At 74.0% G+C, this 13,890-nt stretch carries 15 protein-coding genes; 7 read left to right on the top strand and 8 right to left on the bottom strand.

Annotated elements, in window-relative coordinates; genetic code table 11:
* Positions 1–117 precede the first annotated feature (117 nt).
* Positions 118–3,417, top strand: coding sequence for a S8 family serine peptidase (locus tag ACFVYA_RS09095; RefSeq protein ID WP_387043921.1), 3,300 nt, complete (start codon positions 118–120; stop codon positions 3,415–3,417).
* Here the strand turns inward: ACFVYA_RS09095 and ACFVYA_RS09090 are convergent.
* From ACFVYA_RS09090 to ACFVYA_RS09070, 5 genes are read right to left on the bottom strand one after another with little or no spacing between them, the layout of a single operon-like run.
* The gene (locus ACFVYA_RS09090) at positions 3,392–3,955 is read right to left on the bottom strand and encodes a hypothetical protein (RefSeq protein ID WP_387043919.1); all 564 of its coding nucleotides are present in this window, start codon (positions 3,953–3,955) and stop codon (positions 3,392–3,394) included. The genes ACFVYA_RS09095 and ACFVYA_RS09090 overlap by 26 nt on opposite strands.
* A gap of 18 nt (positions 3,956–3,973) precedes the next feature.
* Positions 3,974–4,147, bottom strand: coding sequence for a hypothetical protein (locus ACFVYA_RS09085; protein WP_014466898.1), 174 nt, complete (start codon positions 4,145–4,147; stop codon positions 3,974–3,976).
* Positions 4,144–4,710, bottom strand: a complete 567-nt coding sequence (locus ACFVYA_RS09080) for a hypothetical protein (RefSeq protein WP_387043917.1) — start codon at positions 4,708–4,710, stop codon at positions 4,144–4,146. Before ACFVYA_RS09080 ends, ACFVYA_RS09085 begins: the two co-directional genes overlap by 4 nt.
* On the bottom strand, positions 4,707–5,201 hold the full coding sequence (locus tag ACFVYA_RS09075; protein WP_387043915.1) for a hypothetical protein: 495 nt from the start codon (positions 5,199–5,201) through the stop codon (positions 4,707–4,709). The genes ACFVYA_RS09080 and ACFVYA_RS09075 overlap by 4 nt, the downstream gene beginning before the upstream one ends.
* Positions 5,198–5,890 carry a hypothetical protein gene (locus ACFVYA_RS09070; RefSeq protein ID WP_387043913.1) on the bottom strand — a complete coding sequence of 231 codons (693 nt, stop codon included), beginning with the start codon at positions 5,888–5,890 and terminating at the stop codon, positions 5,198–5,200. Before ACFVYA_RS09070 ends, ACFVYA_RS09075 begins: the two co-directional genes overlap by 4 nt.
* 135 nt (positions 5,891–6,025) lie before the next feature.
* On the opposite strand from ACFVYA_RS09070, the gene ACFVYA_RS09065 reads away from it, so the two are divergent.
* The gene (locus ACFVYA_RS09065; RefSeq protein ID WP_387043911.1) at positions 6,026–6,556 is read left to right on the top strand and encodes a MauE/DoxX family redox-associated membrane protein; all 531 of its coding nucleotides are present in this window, start codon (positions 6,026–6,028) and stop codon (positions 6,554–6,556) included.
* 55 nt (positions 6,557–6,611) lie between these two features.
* Here the strand turns inward: ACFVYA_RS09065 and ACFVYA_RS09060 are convergent, their stop codons facing one another.
* Entirely contained in the window at positions 6,612–7,088 is a 477-nt protein-coding gene (locus ACFVYA_RS09060; protein WP_387043909.1) for a hypothetical protein, read from the bottom strand.
* Between the two features lie 135 nt (positions 7,089–7,223).
* Here ACFVYA_RS09060 and ACFVYA_RS09055 point away from each other — a divergent pair, with 135 nt between their 5' ends.
* Positions 7,224–8,405, top strand: a complete 1,182-nt coding sequence (locus ACFVYA_RS09055; protein ID WP_387043907.1) for a sensor histidine kinase — start codon at positions 7,224–7,226, stop codon at positions 8,403–8,405.
* Between the two features lie 16 nt (positions 8,406–8,421).
* Positions 8,422–9,072 (top strand): response regulator transcription factor, encoded by a 651-nt coding sequence (locus tag ACFVYA_RS09050; protein WP_285990187.1) that lies wholly within the window; start codon positions 8,422–8,424, stop codon positions 9,070–9,072.
* On the opposite strand, the gene ACFVYA_RS09045 is transcribed toward ACFVYA_RS09050, so the two are convergent.
* Positions 8,953–9,519 carry an RDD family protein gene (locus ACFVYA_RS09045; protein WP_387043904.1) on the bottom strand — a complete coding sequence of 189 codons (567 nt, stop codon included), beginning with the start codon at positions 9,517–9,519 and terminating at the stop codon, positions 8,953–8,955. The genes ACFVYA_RS09050 and ACFVYA_RS09045 overlap by 120 nt on opposite strands.
* Positions 9,520–9,676: 157 nt before the next feature.
* Here ACFVYA_RS09045 and ACFVYA_RS09040 point away from each other — a divergent pair, with 157 nt between their 5' ends.
* Both ACFVYA_RS09040 and ACFVYA_RS09035 read left to right on the top strand, forming a co-directional pair.
* On the top strand, positions 9,677–11,359 hold the full coding sequence (locus ACFVYA_RS09040) for an alpha/beta fold hydrolase (protein WP_387043902.1): 1,683 nt from the start codon (positions 9,677–9,679) through the stop codon (positions 11,357–11,359).
* A 102-nt stretch (positions 11,360–11,461) separates the two neighbouring features.
* Entirely contained in the window at positions 11,462–12,667 is a 1,206-nt protein-coding gene (locus ACFVYA_RS09035; protein ID WP_387043900.1) for a hypothetical protein, read from the top strand.
* Between the two features lie 10 nt (positions 12,668–12,677).
* On the opposite strand, the gene ACFVYA_RS09030 is transcribed toward ACFVYA_RS09035, so the two are convergent.
* Positions 12,678–12,869: a hypothetical protein gene (locus ACFVYA_RS09030; RefSeq protein WP_387043899.1), complete on the bottom strand. Its 192-nt coding sequence runs from the start codon at positions 12,867–12,869 to the stop codon at positions 12,678–12,680.
* Positions 12,870–12,984: 115 nt separating this feature from the next.
* On the opposite strand from ACFVYA_RS09030, the gene ACFVYA_RS09025 reads away from it, so the two are divergent.
* Positions 12,985–13,863, top strand: a complete 879-nt coding sequence (locus ACFVYA_RS09025; protein ID WP_387044060.1) for an ABC transporter ATP-binding protein — start codon at positions 12,985–12,987, stop codon at positions 13,861–13,863.
* Positions 13,864–13,890: the final 27 nt, after the last annotated feature.

Here is a 13,890-nt window from a genome sequence, read left to right as displayed (position 1 = left end):
TGCCCGGACGGCCCGGGCCGGTGTTAACGTGACCGCGGCGACCGCGCGGCTATTTTTCCGGCTCGCATTTGCCGAGACGAAATCCGGGGGAAACGATCTCAGCCGGAGGGTCCTGACATGCATCGAAGACAGCTGGCGCTGGCGGCCGTGGTGGTGGCGGGGTGGTCACTGCCCGTTCCGGCGGCGGCGGAACCGGCCGCCGCGCCCGGCATGCCGCACGATTCGGGCCAATCCGTCACGCTGATCACCGGCGACCGGGTGCGGGTGCTGTCGAATTCGCGCGGGGAAAACACGGTCACGGTCGAACCGGGCCCGGGGCGCGAGCGGATCGGTTTCTTCCGCGAAACGCACACCCCCGCGAGGCCCGGCGACATCACCGTGGTGCCGTCGGACGCCCTGGCGCTGGTCGACTCCGGCCGGCTCGATTCCCGGCTGTTCGACGTTTCCGAGCTGCTGCGGCAGCACCTCGCCGACTCCGCCGGGAGTCTCCCCCTGATCATCACTGCTTCCGACGGCTCCCCCGCGGCCACGCCGCCCGCCACCACGGCCGTCCGGGACCTGCCGAGCGTGCGCGGCACGGCCCTGCGCCAGGACCGGCGCCGGGGAACGGAGTTCTGGAGCTGGCTCACCGCCGGGTCCGCGCTGCGGTCCGGGGTCGGCAAGGTGTGGCTGGACGGCCTGGCCGCCCCGGCGCTCGACGTCAGCGTGCCGCAGATCGGCGCCCCGGCCGCGTGGCAGGCGGGGTACACGGGCCGCGGCGTCACGGTCGGCGTGCTCGACACCGGTGTCCGGGCCGATCACCCCGATCTCGCCGGCAAGGTCGTCGAAGCGCAGGACTTCACCGGGACCCGGCCGGACGCGGGCGACGACCTCGGGCACGGCACGCACGTCGCCGGCATCATCGCCGGGACCGGCGCCGCCTCCGGTGGGCGTTACCGCGGGGTGGCGCCGGACGCCCGGCTGGTCAGCGGCAAGGTCTGCGTCGCCTACGGCTGCCCGGAATCCGCGGTGATCGCCGGCATGGAGTGGATCGCGCCGAAGGTCCGCGTGGTCAACCTGAGCCTGGGCGGCGACGCGACCGACGGCACGGACCCGGTGTCCCAGGCGGTGAACGCGCTGACCGCCCGCTACGGCACCCTGTTCGTCGCCGCGGCCGGCAACGACCGCTCGCTCGACCTGCCCGAACCGGGACCGGTCGTCGCGCCCGCCGCGGCGGACGCGGCCCTGGCCGTCGGCAGCGTGTCGGCCCGGGACACCACCAGCCCGTTCTCCAACCGGGGCGCGCGGCTCGGCGACCACGCGGTCAAGCCCGACATCGCGGCGCCGGGCGAAGGCATCGTCTCGGCCCGGGCCGAGGGCACGCGCGACGGCGACACCGCGCCGGTGGACGCCGCCTACGCCCGGCTGTCCGGGACGTCGATGGCGGCACCGCACGTCGCCGGTTCGGCGGCCCTGCTGCTCCAGCGGCACCCCGACTGGCTCGCCGGCCGGCTCAAGACCACGCTGACGAGCACCGCCGAACCCACCGCCGACGTCGCCGAGCAGGGTGCCGGCCGGGTGGACGCCGGGCGCGCGGTCACCCAGCAGGTCACCGCCACCACCGGCAGCCTCGGCTACGGCTTCGTCGCCTGGCCGCGTACGCGACCCGTCACGAAGACCGTGACCTACCACAACGACGGAGCCGAGGCCGTCACCCTGTCGCTGGCCACGAACCCGCAGCCGCTGTTCACGCCCTCGGCGACGTCCGTGGTCGTGCCCGCGCACGGCGATGCCGACGTCGGCGTCACCCTCCGGGCGGGCGGGGACGCGGCCGGGCAGCACGGCGGCAGGCTGACCGCGACGGCGCCCGGGATCACCGTGCAGACCGCGCTCGGCGCCTTCCTCGAGCCCGAGAGCTACGACGTGTCCGTGCGGCTGATCGGCCGGGACGGGCGGTTCACCGCGGGGGTCGCCACGCTCGTCGACACCGCGACGGGAGCCGCGTTCGGCGTCCGGCCGTTCGGCGCCGACGGCACCGCCGTGGTGCGGGTGCCCAAGGGGCGCTACGACCTCAACGCGTTCGACGTGTCCGGAGATCCGGCGGGCCAGACCCGGCCCGCCGCCGTGACCCTGCTGTCGCGGCCCGGTCAGCCGGTGACCGGCGATGTTTCGTTCACCTTGGACGCCCGCGCGGGCAAACCACTGCGCGCGGTGGTCGATCGGCCCGACGCGCGGCTGCAGGGCGGCGAACTGGGCCTGGTGTCCGGGAATCCGGACGGGACCCGCACCAGCACGCTCGCCTGGATCGCCCAGCCGGGCACCGAGCTGTACGCGGCAGGCTCGGACCGCGAGGTCACCGACCACACCTACGCGCTGTACTTCCGGGCGACACTGGCCGCCAAGCCGCCCGGGGCTGATCCGAACGGGTACGTCTACCAGCTGGCGCTGCTCGAGCGCGGCCGCGTGCCGGCCGATCCCGTGTTCCGGGTGCGCGACCGGGACCTCGCGGTGGTCGACGCCCGCTACCACACCCAGGGGAAACCGGCCGAGAGCCTGCGTCTCGACGACGTCACGTTCGGGTTCCCGGGCGCCGACAGCGGGACGTACCAGGTCGCGGCGCAGACGCTGCCGAGCCGGCGCACCGAGTACTACACGACCGGGGTGAGCTGGCAGCACCTCCTGGCGGTGTACCCGGACCCGCTGACCGACGCGGAAAGCAGCTACTCGTACCGGACGTACCGACCCGGGCCGCAGCACTCCGGCTGGAACCGCGCTCCGGTCGGGCCCGCTTTCGGCGCACCCCAGGACGGCTGGGGGGTGGTCCGCGCCGGGAACCAGCTGGCGTACGCGATCCCGCTGGTGTCGGGCAGCGACCCGGAGCAGTACACCTCGCCGCCGGGAGGCCTCACCGGCACGGCCACCCTGTCGCGCGACGGCGTCACGCTCGCCACCACGGCGAGCCCCGCCTTCGGGACGCTGGCGATCCCGGACGGCGCGGGCACCTACACGCTGCGGTCCGTGGCCACGCGCAGCGTGCCGTGGTCGGTGGTCGGCACCGCGGTGGACGTGGCGTGGACGTTCCGCGACCCGGGTGTGGCGGCGCCGGCGAAACCGTTGCCGCTGCTGGTGGTCCGGGCCGAGGGCGCGGTCGACGACCAGAGCCGGGCCCCGGCCGGGAAGCCGTTCGTGCTCGCCCTGACCGCCCAGCGGCAGCCGGGCGCCGGCGAGTTCCGGCTGGCGGACCTGCGCGTCGAAACGTCCATTGACGACGGTGCGAAGTGGACGTCCGTACCGGCCGTGCGCCTCGGCAACGGCGGTCTCGCGGTGGCGCACAACCCACCGGGCGGAGGGTTCGTGTCGCTGCGCATCACCGCCCGCGACACGGAAGGCAACGCGGTCACGCAAACGGTGATCAGGGCGTACCAGACAGCACCGTGACGGCCACGGCGGCGAGCGGGACGACGAAGGCGGCCCCGGTCAGGAGCTTGAGCTCCCGGCCGTGGGCCCGCCATTCGCCGTCCCAGCCGTTTTCGCCGTCGTAGCGCAGGTTCGCCGTCGTCATCAACGCCCGGCCGAGCCCGAACCCCGCGCCCGCGCACAGCGCCGCGGGCAGCGAAGCCGTGAGGGCCACGGCGATCGCGGCGACGTACGGCAGGCCGCTGGGCAGGTAGGTGCGCGCCCCCGTGCCCATCTCGAAGCCGAACTGCAGCGGGCCGAGGTGGCGGCCGAGGCGGAACACCGTGTCGGGCACCAGCCGGCGGTTTTCCGGCAGCCGGAACGACCACACGCCCCTTTCGCGGAGCAGCACCGCACCCAGCGCCGCGGCCACCACGGCCCAGCACCCCAGCGCCGGAAGCGGGGCGCGCAGCAGGGAACCCGCCACGATCAGGACGAGCGCGGTCAGGGCGCCGCCGCAGACGAGCCCGGCGCAGAACGCCAGTGTCGGAGTGCCTCGCCAGACCGGCGAGCTCAGCACGAAGGCCGAGTTCCGGCTTCAACTGGAGCCGCTGGTGGCGAACCCGGCGGCCGCGCACAGGACGAGCCACGCGCCCGGCAGCAGCCGGCCCGGCGCGAACACCAGCGCGATCGTCACGGCGGCCGCGGCGAGCACGAGCCCGGCGGCGATCGTCAGCGGGTGCCACCGCCGCCGGGCGATCCCTTCCGTCACAGGGCGGCGCGGCAGATCGTCAGGTACGTCTGGCCGGTGTACCCGCCGCCCCAGAAGGTGGAAAAGCCGTCGGAGCAGCGGTAGACCTTCAGGTCCGGCGTCGTCCACCGCCACGCGTTCTTGCCCACGAACTGGCCGCACGTGTTGGCCACCGGCTGGTGGTCGACCTGGATGCCGCCCTCGTTCCACGTGCCGTACTTGTGCCAGCCCGCTTCGCAGTAGGTGCTCCCCCGCCAGAACCCGCCGAAGCACGCGGCGTAGGTGTTGACGTAGGTGCCGCTGGTGTCGGTCAGTTCGGCGTAGCCGGTGGGGTAGGCGTCCCGGCAGTCGTTGCGGTCGAAGCCCGGCATGCCGTACGGGCTGAACTCGGCGTTCGCCTTCCGGACGCGGGACAGGCCGGACCAGTCGAGCGCGGTCGCGCCGATCGTCAAGGCCCCGAGCGTCACCGCGCGCAGGAACGTCCGGCGCGTACCGCGGACCTTCAGCTTCCGTCCCGCGCGGGTGGCGCCGGCGTCCGGGCCGGGGCGGTCGACGTCGGGAATGTGCGCCAGCTCCAGCGTCACCGGGGCTCGCCTCCTTCCTCCGGGCCGGCCCAGCCGGCCAGTGCCGTGTCCACTTCGGCCGCCCGGACCGGGAGCAGCATCCGGCGGACGCGGCCGGTGCCGTCGAGCGACATCAGCACCGGTGGCGAAAGGTGGGAAACCGAACGCCACGCTTCGCCGTCGCTGATCACCGGCAGGCCGTGGGCCAGCTCCGCCCACGTCGTCAGGGGTTCGTGGGTCAGCAGGGTCGCGGCCGCGCCGAGCCCGGCCAGCCGCTCGACCACCGTCAGGCACAGCGGGCAGCCCGAATCGACCGCCGCCACGATCCGGCCGCCGTCCCCGGCGAACCGCGGGCCCAGCACCAGCTCGGGCGGCGCGGCCACGAATCCGTCCGTGGCCCGGGTGACCATCCCGCGCAGCAGCCGGACTTCGCGCAGGACGGCCGCCAGCCCGAAGAACAGCAGGATGATCGCCGCCCACGTGAGGAGCGTGACCGCGATCGACGGGGTCATCGGCGGTCCCAGGCGATGTCGATCCCGTCGAGCCAGTCGAGCCGTTCGCGCTCGGTCTTCGCCGCCGTGGTGGCGAGGTGGACCTCGGCCAGGCCCGCCGGGCAGCCGAGGACGAACGAGCGCGCGGGCTCCTTCGCGTACCCGGACTTCCAGACTTCGCCGTGCCGCGTGCGCGCGCCCGCGTGCCGCGGGATCATCGCCGCGGCCTGGCGCGGGGCGGGGATCGACAGCGAACCGTGGTCCTTCACCACGACCACGAAGTGCTCGTTCATCGGATCCAGCAACGTCTCCGCGCGGGGGACGACGGTCATGCCGTCGACGTGGTCTTCGATCCGCAGCGAGCCGAACAGGGCGAGCACGCGGTCGCGGCGGGGCGCCGGGCCCGCGTACACCGTCATCAGCTCGTGGTAGGCGCCGAACAGGGTGGCCACGGACGATTGCCCGTCGCGGGCCTCGGCGACGGCGACCTCCCGGCCGTGCACGACCAGGCGCTCACGGGTTTCGGCCGGGGCGACGTGCGTGCACGCGAAATCGTGGTAGCCGCGCGGCCCGATCTGGAACCCGGTGCCGTACGAGCCGCCGACGAACCGGACGCCGGCCACCACGTGCGAAACGGGGGCCGCCGCGGGCAGGCCCACGGTCACCCGGTCCCCGCTCGGCGCCATCAATCGCAGCCGTTGTGTCGCCATGAGACCTCCGATTCCCAGAATCGCCCCCGGTGAGACTAGCCGACGGATTCCACGGTGGCCACGATCGTTTTCCACCGGTTCCCCGATTGCTCCGAACGGGGACGGTAATTCCGCCGGGGGAATTACAGTGGGTCCATGCACATCTGGTCCGCGGGAATGACGGCGCTGACGGCATTCGGGGCGATTCTGCTGGCCGCGGCCGGCGTGACCCACGCGGCGCGCCCGCAGGAGCACCGGGCGGTGCTGCGCGTCCACCGCCTGCTGCCGCCGACGGCTTTCGTGGCGGCGGCGACCACGGGCGCGGAGGTCCTCGTGGGCGTGGCCGTGCTCGCGGTCCTGCTCGCGGATCCCGCTGCGGCAGCTCTCCCAGTGGCCGCGCAAGCCGCGCTGTACTGCGCTTTTGCCGGCTACGCGGCGGTGCTGCGGACGCGCCGGCCGGGTGTGCCGTGCGGGTGTTTCGGCGCGGAGACGGTGTCGTGGGCGGTGGTGTCCCGAGCGGTCACGCTCGCCGCGGGCAGCGCGGGGTGCGCGGCGATCGGCGCGCTCGAACCGGTCCCGGACCGGTGGCCGGGCGTGGCGGCCGGCGTTGTCCTCGCCATGGCGAACCACCTGATTCCGGCCTGGCGCGGCGCCGGCAACCGAAAACCCGGCCACCCCGCCCGATGATTTTTTGACCACTTTCCGGACCCCGCGAAGAAATCGGCGGCTGTTGGGCGGAAAATCACCGTCCGCGATTCGCGTCCCGGTTCACCACCCGCAGGACGAGCCACTGGTCGAACCACGCCCCGGCGGTGGTCACGACGAGCATCACCAGCCCGATGACCAGGTGCGCGTAGCTGTGCAGCGGCGCGGCTTCGCCGGTCAGCTTCGCGAGTCCGAACTGCAGCAGCAGCCGCAGCGTGAACAGCACAGCCACGAGCGCGAGCGCCTGCTTGCTCCGCCACACCGCCCGCAGGTACCGCCGACGGCGGGACAACAGGGTGAACCACAGTGTCAGGTGCACCGCCACGAGCACCAGCGGCAGCAGCGCGACCCAGCCGTACCGGTCGCTGAACTGCCGGCTGAGGTCGTTGCTCGCCACCAGCAGCCCGACGAGCACGAAGTACCAGCCCGGCAGGCCCTCGATCGCGCCTTCGGCGGGCCGCGTGCCGGTGAAGCCGGCCTCCCGCATCGGGATCTGTTCGCTTCGATCGTCCATCGGCCCGAGTCTTCCGCGGAACCACCGTGCCGCGATCGGCCGCCGGTACGAGATGCGCACCGCCGTCTCGTACCCGGGTAGGAGTTCCGCCCGGTGCGTGGGGCGCGCGGACGCGTGGTGCGGCACCATCGGCAGATGACCTTCGCCGGCCACCCGGGGATCCCGTGGACCGGCCGCCGTGGCCCGCTCGTGGCCGAGGCGGTCGTCCTCGGGGCACTGGTCGTGCTCGACACCGTCGTCGCGGCCCGGGCCGGTCCCGGACAGGGTCAGCTCGCCACCATCGCCATCGAGTTCGCGCCCGGTGTCGGCCCGGTCGTGGCGCTGCTGGCCGTGCTGCGCCGCCGGTTCCCCGGCCACATCGCCGGCCTGGCCGCCGCGGTGTCCGGGTTGTCGCTGCTGGGCACGGCCGTCGCCGCCGCGCTCGCCACGGCGGGCGCCCGGCTGCCGCCGCAGCCCGGTTCGGCCGAAGCCCTCGCGCTGGCGCTGATGGTCGGTGCGTGCTGCCACCGGCTGTCCCCGAGGGCGGCCACCGCGCAGGCGGTCCTCGGTGGCTGCGCGGCGACCCTCGCCCCGATCCTGCGCTACGGCGCCGAAACGCCGTCCGCGCTCTACGCCGCCGGCGCCGCGGTGACCTGGGGCGGCGCGCTGGCCGGCGGCCTGGTCCTGCGTGACGCCGACGTCCGCCACCGGGTGGAGGTGCTCGAACTCCGCACCACCGAGCGGCTGCGGCTGGCCCGGGAACTGCACGACCTCGTCGCCCACCAGATCGGCGGCATCGTCGTGCGCGTCCAGGCCGCGCACCGCGTCGCCGAGCGGACCGGCGGCGACACCGCGACGTTCGCCGAGCTGGAAACCGCGGGCGCGGCGGCCCTGTCCGCGATGCGCCGGCTGGTCGGGGCGCTGCGGACCGGCGACGAAGACCTCTTCGTCCCGCCGGCCGACCTCGCCACCGCCGTGGACCGCGCGGTCCCCGACGACGACCGCATCCACCTGGACGTCGGCCCCGGCCTCGCCGGGCTCGCGGTCGCGCCGGAAGTCGTCACCACCGCGCACCGGCTGCTCACCGAGGCGCTCACCAACGTCCGCCGGCACGCGCCCGAAGCCGCCGACGTCCGGGTGCTCGTGCGCCACGAGCCGCCCGGCGAGCTGCTGGTCGAGGTGGTCAACGACGGTGCCGGCCGGCCCGCCCGCCGGGGTGGCTACGGCCTGCTGGGGATGGCGGAGCGGGTGGCGGCGGTGGGCGGTACCGTGCAGGCGGGTCCGGCGGAGGGCCGGCGCTGGCGCGTGGCCGCGCGGCTGCCGCTCCGGCCGGGCTGAGCCGAGGGGAGACCGGGTGCCGGTGCGCGTGCTGATCGCCGACGACCAGGCGCTGGTCCGCGCGGGGTTCCGGCTGATCCTCGACGGCGAGCCGGACATCGAGGTCGTCGGCGAAGCCGCGGACGGCGATCAGGCGGTGCGGCTGGCCCGGCGGCTGCGCCCGGACGTGACGCTGATGGACATCCGGATGCCCGGCGTGGACGGGCTGCGGGCGACGGAACTGCTGGCCGGCCCGGACGTCCCGGAGCCCCTGCACGTCGTGATGGTGACGACCTTCGGGCTCGACGAGAACGTGCACGCGGCGCTGCGGGCCGGTGCCTGCGGTTTCCTGCTCAAGGACGCCGGGCCGAACCTGCTCGTCGAGGCCGTGCACGCGGCCGCCCACGGTGAGGCGCTGGTCTCCCCCGCGATCACCACGCGGTTGCTGGCGCACTACGCGCGCCGCGCCCCCCGGCGCGTCACCCCGCCGGAAAACCCGCTCACCCCGCGCGAGCTCGACGTCGTGAAGGCCGTGGCGCGCGGCGAGACGAACGACGAGATCTGCCGCTCACTCGTGGTGTCGATGCCCACGGTCAAGACCCACATCGGCGCGGCCAAGCGCAAGCTGGGCGCCCGCAACCGCACCGAAATCGCCATCTGGGCCTGGGAAAGCGGCCTGGTGCGCTGACCGCGGGACGCGCACGACGACCGTGCGCGCCACGACGTCGCCGAACCGCTGCCGCCGCCGGGTCACCAGCATCACCACGATCCCGGCCAGCCCCCACGCGAAGCCGTCGACCACCATCAGCAGCTCGCGGACGAAGAACGCGCCGAACGACGGGTGCGTGCCCTCGAGCGTCTCGATCCGCAGGCGCAGCCACCGCATCGCCGGCGTCTGGCCGCCGTGCCGGTAGGGCCACCACGCGTGGACGAACCACAGGCCCACCAGGTCCAGCGCCAGCATCGTGTAGAGGACGACCTTCAGGAACGTCAGCAGGGCCGGGCCGTGCGGGTGGAACAGCCAGACCACCGCGATCGCGAGCAGCAGCATCGGCCCGAAGACGAGCAGTTCGTCCAGCAGGAACTGCACGAGGCGGCGCCCGACGACGCCCAGCCCCGGGCGGGAACCGGTCATGCCCCCATGATCTCCGCCGCGGCCGCCGGGCGCACGCCGGGTGCTTCTCATACCCCGGGCCGAGGCGGACGCGGCGAGTTCGTCCTCCGGGCTGATCACCGGCGGACGCCACCCGGCCAGGCTCGGGCGCACCCCACCCGCCGACGGAAGGATCCCGGTGCGTCTCTCCCGGACAGGACTGGCGGCCGCGACGGCCGCCCTTTTCGCCGCCTCCGTGCCCGCCGCGGCCGCCGACCCGCTCACCCCGTACACCACGCAGCAGCTGAGCTGGGGCGACTGCCCGTTCAAGCCGGCCGCGGACGAGAAACCCGCGCAGTGCGCCCGGGTCACGGTCCCGCGGGACTGGGCCGACCCGGGCGCCGGGCCGGAGCTCGAGGTGTCGATCAGCCGGGTCGCCGCGACCGGTGAGCGGCGCGGCGCCCTCCTGCTCAACCCCGGCGGTCCCGGTGGCCAGGGCACCCCGCTCGCGGGCGCGCTCGCCGCACTCCAGCCGACGGTGAACGAGCTCTACGACTTCGTCGGCATGGATCCGCGCGGCACCGGCCACGCGGGCACCGACGACAAGGGCTTCCAGTGCCAGGTGCCGTCCGGCCGGCTGCCGGCCGGACCGCTCGACGCCCGCGACCGCTCCGCCGCGAGCATCGCGGCCCACCAGCAGGTTCCCCGTGCCGTCGCCGAGGCGTGCCAGAGCGACGCGCTGGCGCCCTTCGTCACCACCTGGCAGACCGCGCACGACATGGACCTGATCCGCACCCTGCTCGGCGACGAAAAGCTCAACTACCTCGGCTACTCCTACGGAACGTGGCTCGGCGCCAAGTACGCGTCGCTGTTCCCGGAGCACACCGGCAAGACCGTGCTCGACTCCAGCGTCGACTTCGAAGGCAGGCTGCAGGCCGACTTCGAAGCGTTCCCCGTGATCGACCAGCGGCAGTTCGACGACGTCTACCTGCCGTGGCTCGCGCGGAACTTCCCCGCGCAGCTGGGCGGAACGGCCGCCGAGGTCAAGGCGAAGTGGGAGCGCGTGCGCGCGTACTACGGCACGCACGGCCTCGCCCCCGACACCTACGACGGCGTCTTCGTCGGCAACGGCAGCCCGCTCCGGTGGGTGCTCGGCGCGCTGATCTTCCTCCTGGGCGCGCAGGCGCTCGACGGGACCACGCCCCCGGACCCGGCGGCCCTCTCCGGTGACCTCGACGCGGTGTCCCGGACGACGTTCGGCGTCCCGGCGGCCGAGCTGACCACGGACCGGGTGGTGGCCGCCGGGCTCGCCCCGGACTACACGCAGGCGCCCGGCACCCGCTTCGCCGTGGCGTGCGGTGACCAGCCCACCCGCCCGGCGGCCTGGTACAAGCGGCTCAGCGACCGGCAAGGCCCGCGGTACCCGCTGTTCGGCTGGGCGTACGGCCTGGGGGAAACGTGCGGCTTCTGGTCCGACAAGCCGCGGCAGGAACTCCCGGACGTGCCCGGCGAAGCGGCGGCGAACATCCTGGTCGTGCAGGGCGAGTTCGACCCGCAGACCGGCTACGAGCAGGCGACGTCGGGAGCCCGCTCGGCCGGCGTGCCCCTGGTGTCGGTGGACGACTCGCCGTTCCACGGCCAGTACGCCTTGGCGGGCAACCCGTGCGTGGACGGTCTGGTGAACGTGTTCCTCGTCAAGAACTCCCGGCCGCGCGCGACGACCTGCCCGGGGGTGCCCCTCCCGGGCGAGGACCGGGTGTACCCGGTCGCCGGTCCGGTGCGCGGAGCGGCGATGTCCGTCCAAGCGGGACAGTCCGGTGCCGCGGCGGCGTTGCGCACGCGGGTGCAGGACGAGATCAGCGCGGTGAACCGGCAGCGGTGACCGGGGACCCCGTGGTCGTGGTCCGTGGTCGGCCCGGTTCCCCGGCCGGCCACGGGTCCGCGCTAGCATCCCGGCGGCGACCGCGCCGACCGGGAGGCGAAGATGGCGGACGAACGCGGCGTCGAAGCCGTCGAGCAGTGGTTCCGGCGGCGGGGGCTGCCCGCCGTCGTGCGGGGCCGGCCCGCCCACCTCCTCGTCCGCATCGCGCCGGCCGTCGTGTTCATCGCGGGCTGGCGGGTGCTGACCGCCGTACTGTCCGCAGTGGACGGTGAAACGGACGCGGACTTCGACCGGCTGATGGAGAACGACCTCTTCGCCTTGGGCTACAGCGGGCTGCTGCTGGGTCTGGTCGTCGTCCCCGGCCTCGGTTCCTGGCTCACCGCGCGGTGGGTGCGGCGCAAGCTGGTCGAGCGCGGCGGGACCGTGCCCGCGGCGGTCATGGCGGCCGTGTTCGTGGTCGTCGTGCCCGTGGTCGACCAGGTCGTCGACGGCGACGCGGCGGTGCTCGGCCTCATCACGCAGCTGGCGATCCTGGCCGGGCTGTTCGCGGCCGCGTTCGTCGGGGTCGGCTCGATCGTCGGCTGGGCGCTGCGGGCCGCGTACCGCCAAGCCCGGCTGCTCGGGGAGCTGACCAGCCGGGCGCTGCCGCTCCTGCTGCTGTTCACCGTCTTCGGGTTCTTCACCACCGAGATCTGGCAGGTCGGCGCCGCCCTGCCGCGGCAGCGGATGTGGCTGGTCGCCGGGCTGCTGGCCGTGGTCGCCGTGGTCTTCCTGCTCGCGATGCTCAAGGACGAGGTCACCCGGCTGACCCAGTCGCGCACCGCCCCGGTCGGCCTCGACAAGCTGCGCGAAACCCCGCTGGCCGCCTTCCTGACGGACGAGGTCCCCGCCGAACGGCTGCCGCTCACGAAGCTGGAACGGGCGAACATGGTCCTCGTCCTGGTCCTGACCCAGGTGCTGCAGACGTTCGTCCTCGCCACGCTGGTGTTCGTCTTCTTCGTGGTGTTCGGGATCGTCGCGGTGCAGCACGCGGTGATCAAGGCGTGGATCGGCCGCGACCCCGCCGGCGGCACCCTGTTCGGCATCCAGCTGCCGGTACCGCAGGAGCTGCTGCAGGTCTCCCTGTTCATCGCCGCGTTCTCCGGCCTGTACTTCGCCGCGGCGACGGTGACCGACGCCAAGTACCGCAACGCCTTCTTCGACCCGCTCGCCGACCACCTGGCGGTGAGCCTCGTGGCCAGGGACCTCTACCTCGGCCGGCTCCTCGGTGTTCCGCCGCACGCCGCGGAACACCGAGCGGAACACTGAGGAAACCCGGCTACTCCGGGGCCCGGAAGCGGTACTGCCCGGATCCGACGACCACGACGGCCGCCTTCTTCCCCGCGTCGTACGCGACGCTCAGAACGCCGCCGGCCCACCGGAGGGGCTTGCCCGACTCGGTGACCGACCGGGCGTCGCGCGCCGGGATCACCACCTCGGCGGTGGTGCCGGCGGGCACGGTGACGCTCAACCATGAGGACGACGGCCAGCAGGCTCCGGCTCCGTGGTGCCGTGCGAGGGGTCCGAATTGTGCCGGTCGCCACGTTGTAGTTAGGTAAGCCTGACCTTATTGTCCTCGTGTGTCCCTGCCCCACCTCGCCGATACCGGTGTACACGCCCGGAAGGTCGACGTCGCCTACGGCCACGACGTCGTCGTGCGTGCCGCGTCCGTCTCCCTCGACGCGGGGACCGTGACCGCGCTGATCGGCCCGAACGGGAGCGGGAAGTCGACCCTGCTGCGGGCGCTCGCCCGGCTGCACCCGCCGGTCGCCGGCTCGGTCACCTTCGCCGACGGAGCCGACCTGCGCGCTCTGTCCGGAAAGGACGTTGCCAAGCGGATCACCCTGTTGTCGCAGCACCGGACCGCGCCGGGCGGGGTGTGCGTCCGGGAGCTGGTCGAGTTCGGCAGGCACCCGCACCGGTCCCGGTGGGGCGGCCGCGACCCCGACGGCCCCGCTGCCGTCGCGCGGGCGATGGAGCTGACCGGCCTGTCCGCCCTCGCCGACCGGCCCGTGCAGGCCCTGTCCGGCGGGCAGGCGCAGCGGGTGTGGCTCGCCGCCTGCCTGGCCCAGGACACCGGGCTGCTGCTGCTCGACGAACCCACGACCTTCCTCGACTTGCGGTACCAGGTCGAGATCCTCGACGTCGTCCGCGACCTCGCCGACCGGCACGGCGTGGGGGTCGGCGTGGTGCTGCACGACCTCGACCAGGCCGCGGCGGTCGCCGACCGGGTGCTGCTGCTCGAAGGCGGCCGGGTCACCGCCGAGGGCTCCCCCGCCGACGTGCTGACCCCGGAAAACCTCACCCGCGCCTACGGCATCCGCGTGGACGTCGTGCCCGACCCGGCCGGCGGGCACATCCACACCCGCGCGGTCGGCCGCTTCAACGACACAGCGGCGAGCCGCTTCAACAACACCGCGGCGAGCCGCTTCAACGACACCGGAGCGCGCACCGCGTCGGCCTGACCGGTGCGCCGTCATCGAAAACCCAGG

Origin of the sequence: Amycolatopsis sp. NPDC058278 (assembly GCF_042881395.1) — a bacterium.
In the GTDB taxonomy this organism is placed as follows: domain Bacteria; phylum Actinomycetota; class Actinomycetes; order Mycobacteriales; family Pseudonocardiaceae; genus Amycolatopsis.
Note: the sequence above shows the minus strand (reverse complement) of the source record. Positions and strands in the feature narration are given on the sequence as shown.

What these genes read in the sequence shown, in the direction of transcription:
- ACFVYA_RS09075 (WP_387043915.1), bottom strand. Translation starts at nt 5,201, where the DNA reads ATGACCCCGTCGATCGCGGTCACGCTCCTCACGTGGGCGGCGATCATC.
- ACFVYA_RS09065 (WP_387043911.1), top strand. Translation starts at nt 6,026, where the DNA reads ATGCACATCTGGTCCGCGGGAATGACGGCGCTGACGGCATTCGGGGCG.
- ACFVYA_RS09095 (WP_387043921.1), top strand. Translation starts at nt 118, where the DNA reads ATGCATCGAAGACAGCTGGCGCTGGCGGCCGTGGTGGTGGCGGGGTGG.
- ACFVYA_RS09045 (WP_387043904.1), bottom strand. Translation starts at nt 9,519, where the DNA reads ATGACCGGTTCCCGCCCGGGGCTGGGCGTCGTCGGGCGCCGCCTCGTG.
- ACFVYA_RS09070 (WP_387043913.1), bottom strand. Translation starts at nt 5,890, where the DNA reads ATGGCGACACAACGGCTGCGATTGATGGCGCCGAGCGGGGACCGGGTG.
- ACFVYA_RS09060 (WP_387043909.1), bottom strand. Translation starts at nt 7,088, where the DNA reads ATGGACGATCGAAGCGAACAGATCCCGATGCGGGAGGCCGGCTTCACC.
- ACFVYA_RS09055 (WP_387043907.1), top strand. Translation starts at nt 7,224, where the DNA reads ATGACCTTCGCCGGCCACCCGGGGATCCCGTGGACCGGCCGCCGTGGC.
- ACFVYA_RS09035 (WP_387043900.1), top strand. Translation starts at nt 11,462, where the DNA reads ATGGCGGACGAACGCGGCGTCGAAGCCGTCGAGCAGTGGTTCCGGCGG.